This window comes from Acutalibacter sp. (genome assembly GCF_056800975.1).
This window is the reverse complement of the sequence record NZ_JBQISV010000021.1, coordinates 19,690-29,123: the sequence shown is the minus strand read 5'-3', so window position 1 is coordinate 29,123 and position 9,434 is coordinate 19,690. Positions and strand designations below refer to the sequence as shown.

9 protein-coding genes are annotated in these 9,434 nt (G+C 57.2%); all 9 read right to left on the bottom strand.

Annotated features, from left to right (window positions below):
• Nucleotides 1–1,171: alpha-amylase family glycosyl hydrolase (locus tag ACTO5E_RS04035; RefSeq protein WP_482301784.1), on the bottom strand; the 1,171-nt coding region annotated here is incomplete at its 3' end.
• A gap of 245 nt (nucleotides 1,172–1,416) precedes the next feature.
• The gene (locus ACTO5E_RS04030; RefSeq protein ID WP_482301783.1) at nucleotides 1,417–2,697 is read right to left on the bottom strand and encodes an EAL and HDOD domain-containing protein; all 1,281 of its coding nucleotides are present in this window, start codon (nucleotides 2,695–2,697) and stop codon (nucleotides 1,417–1,419) included.
• A gap of 11 nt (nucleotides 2,698–2,708) precedes the next feature.
• Nucleotides 2,709–3,656, bottom strand: a complete 948-nt coding sequence (locus ACTO5E_RS04025; RefSeq protein ID WP_482301781.1) for a chemotaxis protein — start codon at nucleotides 3,654–3,656, stop codon at nucleotides 2,709–2,711.
• A 28-nt stretch (nucleotides 3,657–3,684) separates the two neighbouring features.
• The gene (locus ACTO5E_RS04020) at nucleotides 3,685–4,134 is read right to left on the bottom strand and encodes a chemotaxis protein CheD (protein WP_482301779.1); all 450 of its coding nucleotides are present in this window, start codon (nucleotides 4,132–4,134) and stop codon (nucleotides 3,685–3,687) included.
• Between the two features lie 31 nt (nucleotides 4,135–4,165).
• The gene (locus ACTO5E_RS04015) at nucleotides 4,166–4,792 is read right to left on the bottom strand and encodes a chemotaxis protein CheC (RefSeq protein ID WP_482301777.1); all 627 of its coding nucleotides are present in this window, start codon (nucleotides 4,790–4,792) and stop codon (nucleotides 4,166–4,168) included.
• A 33-nt stretch (nucleotides 4,793–4,825) separates the two neighbouring features.
• Entirely contained in the window at nucleotides 4,826–5,560 is a 735-nt protein-coding gene (locus tag ACTO5E_RS04010) for a flagellar hook-basal body protein (protein WP_482301775.1), read from the bottom strand.
• 29 nt (nucleotides 5,561–5,589) lie between these two features.
• Nucleotides 5,590–6,348 carry a flagellar hook-basal body protein gene (locus ACTO5E_RS04005; RefSeq protein WP_482301773.1) on the bottom strand — a complete coding sequence of 253 codons (759 nt, stop codon included), beginning with the start codon at nucleotides 6,346–6,348 and terminating at the stop codon, nucleotides 5,590–5,592.
• 127 nt (nucleotides 6,349–6,475) lie between these two features.
• Nucleotides 6,476–7,264, bottom strand: a complete 789-nt coding sequence (locus ACTO5E_RS04000; RefSeq protein ID WP_482301771.1) for a sigma-70 family RNA polymerase sigma factor — start codon at nucleotides 7,262–7,264, stop codon at nucleotides 6,476–6,478.
• Nucleotides 7,261–9,357 carry a flagellar biosynthesis protein FlhA gene (flhA, locus tag ACTO5E_RS03995; protein WP_482301770.1) on the bottom strand — a complete coding sequence of 699 codons (2,097 nt, stop codon included), beginning with the start codon at nucleotides 9,355–9,357 and terminating at the stop codon, nucleotides 7,261–7,263. The genes ACTO5E_RS04000 and flhA overlap by 4 nt, the downstream gene beginning before the upstream one ends.
• Nucleotides 9,358–9,434 lie beyond the last annotated feature (77 nt).

Here is a 9,434-nt window from a genome sequence, read left to right as displayed (position 1 = left end):
AGGCCTCGGCAATCAGCTTGACATTGCCCAGAATCGGGTCAAAGGCCAGGGACTGAAGCAGCGGCGGCTTCTCCATGGGAGAACCGTCCTCATTGCGCCCCAGAATAGAGGCCAGATCAAACCGGAAGCCGTCAATGCGGTAGGTGGTCACCCAGTAGCGCAGGCAGTCCAGAATCATCTGGTGGACAATGGGGTGGTTGCAGTTCAAGGTGTTGCCGCAGCCGCTGAAGTTGTAGTAGTACCCATCCGGGGTCAGCAGATAATAAATATTGTTGTCAAAGCCCTTGAAGGAGAAGAAGGGCCCCTGCTCGTTGCCCTCGGCAGTGTGGTTAAACACCACGTCAAGGTACACCTCAATGCCGTTTTCGTTCAGCTCGCGAATCAGCCGCTTGAGCTCATTGCCCTCCCGGTTGTGCTCGGTGCTGGCGCTGTAGCTGGTGTTGGGGGCAAAAAAGCTCACTGTGCTGTAGCCCCAGTAGTTGTAGAGCTTCTGCCCGTCCTTCTCCCGGTAGTCCTGCATTTCGTCAAACTCAAAAATGGGCATCAGCTCTACCGCGTTCACCCCCAGCTCCTTCAGGTAGGGGATCTTCTCCCTCAGCCCCTCAAAGGTGCCGGGACAAGAGACCCCAGAGGAGGGGTCCATGGTAAAGCCCCGCACATGCAGCTCATAAATTACCAGGTCCTCAGTGGGGATCAGGGGGGCGTGAAAGTTACCCCAGTCAAAGTCGTCCCGCACCACCCGTGCCTTATACTGCTGGGTGCCAGGCTGCTTCTCTCCCCACTCCCGCTGGCCGGTGACCGCCTTGGCATAGGGGTCCAGCAGGTACTTGCTCCGGTCAAAAATCAGCCCCTTCCGGGGGTCATAGGGACCGTCTACCCGGTAGGCATACTCAAAGTCCGCAATGTCCAGCTTGAACACAATCATCGAGTACATATTGCCGATCTTATAGGGCTCCGGGAAGGGAATCTCCCCATAGGGCTCCTCCTCCCCAGAGCGGAACAGCACCAAAGCCACCGACGTGGCCCCGTGGGAGTGGACCGTAAAGTTCACTCCGCCAGGGATGGCGGTGGCGCCGTTAATATCATAGAAGCCCGGCCGGATGGAATAGGTGACGCCGTTGCACTCGTAAAAGTCCAGGGGCACCAGATGGATATTTCTGGGCAGCTTCATGCTGGCCAGCGTATCAATTTTGTCCAGGGGACGGGCGTCCAGCGGGCGGGTCGTCTTATTTGCGTCCATGTTGTTCATCCTCTCTCCGGTTTCCAATGGGCAAGGCACAGCAGCCCACACAAAGCTTCGGGCCGCGCTGCTCCGGGTTTTTCCCTCCTGTCAGAAAGGGCACCTCCGCCCCGCTCCTTTCTTCCTCCTGCAAAAAATGCCCCCAAACGGGGGCATCCCAGCCATGCCAGCCCCGCTTATTCCTCCTCCTGGGCAGCCTCTCCGGCAGGCTCTGCGGCGCTGCCCGGGTCCTTCAGCTGCTGCCAGGTCGCGTTTACCGACTCGGTGCAGTTAAAATATATATTTGTCAGGGTATGGGCCGGCACCCCCAAAGCCTCGGCGTGGGCGCTGATGGCCTTCCAGTCTGCCTGCTCATAGCTGAGCACCAGGGCAAACAGTTCGCCGCAGCGGCCCTCGTGGTGAAGAAGCGCGTTCTTTACCTCCTCCGCCATAGGCACTGTGGAGAGAATCTCCTCCAAGGGCGCGTCGATGAGATAGTTCAGGGTAGAGAACATTCCCATCAGGTAGGCCTCCTGCCGGGAAATAGGCATATCCTTGGCATAGGCCATCAGCTCGCTGCAAAAGCTGGCCCGCATAAAGGAGAGCTTCAGGAACTCCTCTGCCGACTCGTCAATCTCATTGTTGGAATTGGTGCTGCTCAGCAGATAAATCCACTGCTTCAGCTGGGCAATACCCAAAGTCATAATAGCCTGACGAATGGTGGAGACCCGCTTTTTGGTGGCAAAATAGGCAGTGTTTGCCACCCGCAGCAGGCCATAGCTCAGGGTCGCGTCCATAGAGATGATGTTCTCAATCTCCTCCATGTCCGGCTCCTCCTTCACCACAGCTACCATCAGCCGGAAGAAGTTGCTCTGAAGATAACCGGAAGAATGGGCCTTGGTAGCCAGCTGCTTGGCCACATAGGCTCCCTCCAAAGCGTCCACCTGCAGGGCCACCGCCTGGTCATACAGCTCCTTGCTGTCCACATTGATGGCAATGACTCTCTTGTCCATGCTTCTCGCCAGGTTGACAATATTCTTCATCGAGGCTTCGTTTGTGCTCTTCACGTTCAGCTTGATATAGTCGATAAAGTCGATCAAAGACAGATAGCGGGGCGCAAACTGAAACTCGTTCACCGCAATTTTATAGCCCTCTCTGGCATACTGCTGCACAAAGCGAAGGGCCAGCGGGTGAATCACCACGCTGTCGTCAATCTGAATAATCAGCTTATCCTTGGGGAAAAGTGCCGGGGTCTTTTTCATCAGCAGGGTGGTGGTAAAGGTCATAAAGTGCAGAGCGTCCTTCAGCGACTTCTCCACATTCTGCATCAAAAAGCTATAAACCGTGTCCGCCACCGCAAACTCGTTATCGTTGCTGCTGCCATAGGCCTGGTTTTCGCCGTAGTAGAGCAGCTCATAGGCAATGATCTGGCTCTTGTCATTCTTTATGGGCTGCCGGACGATATAGCGCTCTTTCATGTCGCCTCTCCTTACTTCTTGACTGCTTTTGCTCTGGCATCTTCACTCCTGGCCAGCAGGGCGTCCATCACGTTCACCAGCCGCCCGATCTCCGGCTTGCTCAGCTGCTCGTTAGCGCCCAGCTGCTTGCCCTTCACCCGCATTTCTTCACTGATGAGGGAGGAGAAGATGATCAGAGGAATATGCTTCAGGGCCGGGTCGTCCTTCACCAGCTTGGTCAGGCGGTGGCCGTCCATCTGGGGCATCTCAATATCCGTCACAATCAGCGCTACGTTCTCCTCCAGGCTGTCCTCCTTTTTGCACTCTGTCAAAAAGTCCCACAGGTCGTGGCCGTTGGGGAACATCCTCAGGTTCACATACCCAGCCTTGGTAAGGGACTCCTTGATCATGTGGGAGAGCAGAATAGAGTCCTCGGCAATCAGCACAGGCTTGTCGCTGCGCTCCCGGTGGCCCAGCTCGTCAATCTCGCTGATCTTAATGGAGGTCTCCGGGGCAATCTCCGCCACAATGCGCTCAAAGTCCAGAATGGTCACCAGCTCGTCGCCGCACTGGGCAATGCCGGTAGCCACCCCGTCGTTGCCGCCGTTGATGGTGGTGTCTGGCTTCTGGATATCCTTCCAGGAAATGCGGCTCAGGCCCTCTACCGTGTGCACCCGGAAGGCCACCGTCATTTTGTTAAAGCCGGTGAGAATAAACATATCCTTGTCCTTGGGCTCATAATTGGGGCAGTCCAAAAAGCGGGGCAGGTTGATCACCGTGATCACCTCGTCCCGGGGCTTGAAGATGCCCTCTACCGCCTCGTGGGTGTGGGGCATGAATTTCACCGGCGAAGGGATGGTGATCTGCCGCACCTTTGCCACGTTGATGCCGTAGAGCACGTCGTCAATGGTAAAGCGCAGGATCTGTATCTCATTTGTGCCGGACTCCAGGAGGATCTCGTCGTCTTTCAGAATCGCCATCTTTGCTTGCTCCTTTCCAAATTTCCGTTCACAGTACAATGTCCGGCTTGCCGTAGCTGCGGATGGTGGCCCTGCCGGTGGACGGGTCAAAGGAGAGGGTGCGGGCCACCGAGCCGCCCACGTCCTCTGCCGCCAGCCGGATGCCCTCGGCCCGCAGCACCTTATGTACGCTCTCAATATTCCGCTGCCCGATATTACCCAGGCTCCCTGTGCCCGACACCGCGAACATCTTGGCCCCGCCGGCCACCTTGGCTACAATGCGGGGCTTGCGGGCCCCCTTTACCTCCATCTGCCGCAGGGTCTCCCGAATCCCCGTGTCAGCATACTTCATGGTGTTTTTGCGGCCTGCCTCCATATTCAGCGGCAGCATGATGTGCACCATGGCGGCCAGCCTGATATTGGGGTCATACAGGCAAATGCCGCAGCAGGAGCCCAGAGCATAGGTAATCAGCTCCTCGCCCCCGTTGGTCATCTTCATGTCCGCAATTCCTATCACCAGCTTGGAACCACTAGCCATCTTCCACGCCCAGCTTTCTCAGAAGGAAATTAAGAGACCGGATGTCGGGAGAAAGAATGAGCCGGCAGGGAAGCTCCTTCCCGTCGCAATGGAAATTGCCCCCAATGGTCATCAGATAATCGGACTGACCGCCGTATTCCGCCATGGGCACTGTGAGAATGGCGCCCTGCATGTCGACCGTCAGACTGGGGACGGTCAGCTCCACCTTCATGTCTGCCAGCCCCGAGAGGGCGTTGATAAAGGTGGATATCATAATATTGCCCACCTCCACCAGCGCAGACCGCTGCAGCTCATCCAGCTGGCCATATTCCTCAATGGAGTGGGAAAGCATTTTGCCCAGAATGGTATTGATAAATTCCAGCGGCTGCACCGAGAGCATAATGCCGTTCATCTGCCCGCCAATGTGCACCAGCACCCCCGCCGTCACAGGCTCGGGCCCGCCAATCCAGTCAATGGCCTCATTATAGCCCATGATACGCACCTCGGGCAGGGTGATGTGCACCGGGCAGCCCAGCATGCCCGAAAGGGCTGTGGCCGCGTTGCCGGTGCCAATGCTTCCAATCTCCCGCAGGGTGTCGATCTCCAGGCTGTTCAGGTCCTCATAATTCTTGATAACCATGGTGATCCCTCCAAATCATCCGCCCAGGCTGGCTTACCTGCGCAGATCGTTTACCGTTGTCTCTATCTCATCCGAGGTCTGTATCATCTTCAGCGAATAGGTAAAGGAGCGCTGCGACTCGATCACCTTGCTCAGCTCATTGGCCAGGTCCACATTGGACTGCTCCAGCTTGCGCTGCACCACCTTGCCGCTGCCTACCCGCAGCTGGCCGTTTTTCTCCACAGGCTGAAAGCGGTTCTCGCTGATGTTCAGCATGCCGTTGGTGTTCACAAAGTCAAACACCCCCACAGGCTGCTCCGCGTCCAGGTTCTCCGGGTCCACCTCAATCAGCTGCCCGTTGCGGCTCATCACAAACCGCCCCAGACCGTCCGAGAGATACCAGTGGGTCTGCATGTTTCCCGTGCCGTCGTCCAGCATATACTGCGACATGGTAAACGACCCGTCCCGGCTGTAGCTGTACTCTCCGGTAGCCGGGTCCCACAGGGCAAAAAAGCCCTCCCCCTCAATGGCATAGTCCATGGCAAGGCCCGTGTCCGCAAAGCCGGTGGGGGCAAAATCCGTGTCCGCCGACACCATGTAGGCGCCGGTGCCCCGGGGCATTTCGTCCTGCCGGGCCCCGTTGATATAGTCATACATCAGGTCAGAAAAAACCGGCCGCTTAGCCTTAAAGCCAAAATTGTTCACATTGGCGATATTGTTGCCGTGCACATTCAGGCGCACCTGCTGCTGCCAGGCCCCCACGGCGGCGGTATAGAAGGATTGGTTCATAACAGGCTCACTCCTCTCTCAATGGCTGTTTACTGGATCCGGCCCAGGTCGGTGGCCGCGTGGCTCATCACCTGGTCATACATCTTGGTCAAAGTGGCGGAGCTCTGATAGGCCCGCTGGGTGCTAATCATCTTCACCATCTGCTGCACCAGCCCTACATTAGAGCGCTCCAGCATACCATGGTGCAGCAAAGTGGCCCGGGCCTCCGGCTGCTGTCCCCCGGGGGTAAACATGCCCATAGGGTCCTTGGTCAAGGTGCCGGTGTCCTCAAAGGCATATACGCCAATCTGGCCCACATAGCCCCCGTCCCGGGTATAAATGCGGCCATAGTTGTCGGTGGTGATTTTATCCGTCACCAGCAGAATCTCCTCGCCGTTCACATCCAGCACCCGGCCATGGTCCGGCAGGCCCAGATAGCCCTCGTCGTCCAGGGAAAAATCTCCCGCCCGGGTGTAGGCAATGCCGTCCTCGGTCTGAATGGCGAAAAACCCTGTGCCGTCGTCATCAATGGCAAAATCCAGAGGCATCCCCGTCTGGTCAAAGCTGCTCTGACTGTAGTCGGTGTACAGCTGACTGGGTACGGTGGCATAGCTCTGGTTCCCGATGTCCACATAATTCTTATTCTTGTTTCCCACAATGGTATACATGACCTCGTCAAAGGTCTGGCCGGTAAAGCAGTCGGCCTTAAAGCCTGTGGTGGAAACATTGGCCATGTTGTTAGAGATCACATCCAGGTTCTTCCCGTGAGTAATCATCCCCGAGGCCAGGTTATAAAAGCCCTTGAACATTGTGTTTGTCCCCCGCTTTCTTCATAACAGAACAATTATAGCACATTCCGCGCTTTTTTGCACTAGGAAAAGCTAATTTTTTTCAAATATTAACTGACCGCCCCACAGCCTGCCCAAAGAGCGGCGGTCAGCCTCCCCCCTGCAGATATTTCTCCATCAGCACCTTCAGCTTCTGCACAGCCCGGGCATGAATCTGCGACACCCTAGGCGGGGTAATATCCATCACCGCGGCAATGTCCTTCATCTTCAGGTTCCGCTCATAATAGAGGGAGAGCACCAGCTGCTCGTTCTCCTTCATGGAACTGATGGCCTCGGTGAGGGTTTGGGTCAGTTCCTGGTTCATTAGGGCCTGCTCCGGCATCCCCCCCGCGCCCTCCTCGGCCCCCGGATCCGCGGGCCACTGGTCGCTGCTCTCAAACATCTCCTCAAAAGAGAGAATGCTGTGCAGCGAGGCATTAGCCATGGCCTCCTGATACTCCTCCATGGTAATGCCCAAGTGCTCTGCCAGCTGGGCGTCACTGGGCATCTGGCCTGTGGCGTTGTACAGGTCTGTCATGGCCTTCTCAATACGCTGGGCCCGCTGGCGTACTGCCCGGGGCACCCAGTCCTGCTGGCGGGCCAGGTCCACAATCATCCCCCGTATGCGCTTGGCCACAAACATCTCAAACCGGCCCCGCTCCGGGTCAAACTTATCCACCGCATCCGCCAGCACAATCAGGCCCTCGTTGATAATGTCGTCCAACTGGGTAAAGCTGGCAAACACCCCCCTGATCTGCAGGGCAATGCTCTTAATCAGTCCTGTGTACCGCATGGCGATCTCCCACTTCAGGGCCTGGTCGCCGGTCTGCCGGTACTGGTCAAACAGCTCCTCTGTGGTCATCCCCTCATAGCTTCCCGCCGGCTGGCCAGAGCTCATGAGCCCACCGCCCTTCTCACCGCAGGCGCCTGGGCAGTCACATTACCCAGGGACTGGATTTGCACCGTGCCCACGATCTCGCTGAAGGACAGAACATAGAGATTGGCAAAATATTGGGACAGCAGGCGGCTGAGATAAATACGCACCACCTGGCTCGTAAGTAGAATAGGCGACTGCCCCAGCTCGGCAAACTTGGGCATATGCTCTGCCAGCTGAGTGATCAGGGTCTGAATCAGGTCCGGCTCCATAGCCAGATAGATGCCGTGCTCGTTCTTGGTGAGGGAGGCCACCACCCGGCGTTCCACCTCCGCGTCCAAAGTAATGGCCCGCAGCTGCCCGTCCTGGCAGAACCGCCTTGTGATGGTCCGGCTCAGGGCGTTGCGCACGCTCTCGGTAATCAGGTCCGGGTCCCGGGTGGTGCCCATGGCGTCCACCATGGTCTCCAAAATGGTCTGCATATCCCGAATGGGGATGCCCTCCATCAACAAGTTCCGCAGCACCTTTTCCAGCAGCGCGTAGGAAATCACTGCCGGGCAGGCCTCCTCCACCAGCTCGGGAGAGGTGCGCTTCAGATTCTCCACCAGCTGAATGGTCTCCGTGCGGGTGAGCAGCTCGTAGGCATGCTTTTTAATGGTCTCCGACAGATGGGTCAGAATGACCGACAGGGGGTCAATGACCGTATAGCCATAAATCTCCGCCATCTCCTTGTTCTCCGGCAGAATCCACCGGGAAGGAATGCCATAGGCGGGCTCCACAGTCTCAATACCGTCAATCTCTCCCAAAGGCCGGGAGGGCTCCAACGCCAGATAGTAATCCACCAGAATCTCGCCCTTGGCCACTTCCTCGCCCTTGATGCGAATGGTGTACTGGTTGGTGCCAATCACCGAGCTGTCATGCATACGCACCGTAGGCACCACAAAGCCCATCTCCTGGGCATATTGCCGGCGGAAAATAACAATGCGGTTAATCAGCTTGCCGCCGCTGCTCTCATCCACCAGAGGGATGAGGCTGTAGCCCACCTCCATCTCAATGGGCTCCACTGTCAGCAGATTGTAAACATTATTGATATCCTTATAGTAGTCCGCCTCCGCAGGCGCGGCCTCAGGGGCCACCTCCTCAGGGGGAGCCAAGGCGGCCTCCTCCTGCTCCCGCTGGGCCCGCAGCCGGCGGCTGAGCACAAAGCCGAACACAATCAGAATCAGGGCCACCACCGTCAGGGCAAAGTGAGGGGTGTTGGGCATCAACGCCAGAAAAATCAGCGCCGCGCCGGCCGTGATAATAGCCCTGGGCTGGGCTGTGAACTGCTTGATCACATCCGTGTTCAGGCTTCCGTCCGACACCGAGCGGGTGACGATCATGCCCGTGGCAGTGGAGATCATCAGAGCAGGCAGCTGGCTCACCAAGCCGTCGCCAATGGTGGCGGTGGAGTACCGGGTGAGCACCTCGTTGATCTCCATGCCGCTCTGCACCATGCCGATGACAATACCGCCGATCAGGTTGATAAAGGTGATAATCAGCGACATCACCGCGTCGCCCTTGACGATCTTGGTGGCGCCGTCCATGGCGCCGTAGAAATCCGCCTCCCGCTGAATCTTTTCCCGGCGCAGGCGGGCCTCCTGCTCGTTGATGAGGCCTGTGTTCAGGTCCGCATCAATGGCCATCTGCTTGCCGGGCATGGCGTCCAAGGTGAACCGGGCCGCAACCTCAGCCACACGCTCCGCTCCCTTGGTGATGACGATGAACTGGACCATCACAATGATAAAGAAGATGATAAATCCAATAATTACATTGCCGCTGGTAATCAGGTCGCCAAAGGCCCGAATTACGTCTCCGGCATAGCCCTGCCACAGAATCTGCCGGGTCGTGGAGACATTCAGCCCCAACCGGAACAGGGTGGTAATCAGCAGCAGCGAGGGATAGATGGAGAACTCCAAGGTCTCCTTGATGTTCATGGTAATCAGCAGAATGACAATGGACAGGGCAATGTTGATCACCAGCAGAACATCCAGCAGCTGGGTGGGCAGGGGGAGAATCAGGAACAGCACGATCACTACAACCATCAATGAGATGCCGTTGTTCAGGATACGCTTCATCTGTGCCCCTCCTTCCGCGGTTATTTTTCCGTTTCTATTATACCTGCCAACAGGCCTGCCCGCAAGGGACAAAATCT

What these genes read in the sequence shown, in the direction of transcription:
- ACTO5E_RS04030 (WP_482301783.1), bottom strand. Translation starts at nt 2,697, where the DNA reads ATGAAAGAGCGCTATATCGTCCGGCAGCCCATAAAGAATGACAAGAGC.
- ACTO5E_RS04025 (WP_482301781.1), bottom strand. Translation starts at nt 3,656, where the DNA reads ATGGCGATTCTGAAAGACGACGAGATCCTCCTGGAGTCCGGCACAAAT.
- ACTO5E_RS04020 (WP_482301779.1), bottom strand. Translation starts at nt 4,134, where the DNA reads ATGAAGATGACCAACGGGGGCGAGGAGCTGATTACCTATGCTCTGGGC.
- ACTO5E_RS04015 (WP_482301777.1), bottom strand. Translation starts at nt 4,792, where the DNA reads ATGGTTATCAAGAATTATGAGGACCTGAACAGCCTGGAGATCGACACC.
- ACTO5E_RS04010 (WP_482301775.1), bottom strand. Translation starts at nt 5,560, where the DNA reads ATGAACCAATCCTTCTATACCGCCGCCGTGGGGGCCTGGCAGCAGCAG.
- ACTO5E_RS04005 (WP_482301773.1), bottom strand. Translation starts at nt 6,348, where the DNA reads ATGTTCAAGGGCTTTTATAACCTGGCCTCGGGGATGATTACTCACGGG.
- ACTO5E_RS04000 (WP_482301771.1), bottom strand. Translation starts at nt 7,264, where the DNA reads ATGAGCTCTGGCCAGCCGGCGGGAAGCTATGAGGGGATGACCACAGAG.
- flhA (WP_482301770.1), bottom strand. Translation starts at nt 9,357, where the DNA reads ATGAAGCGTATCCTGAACAACGGCATCTCATTGATGGTTGTAGTGATC.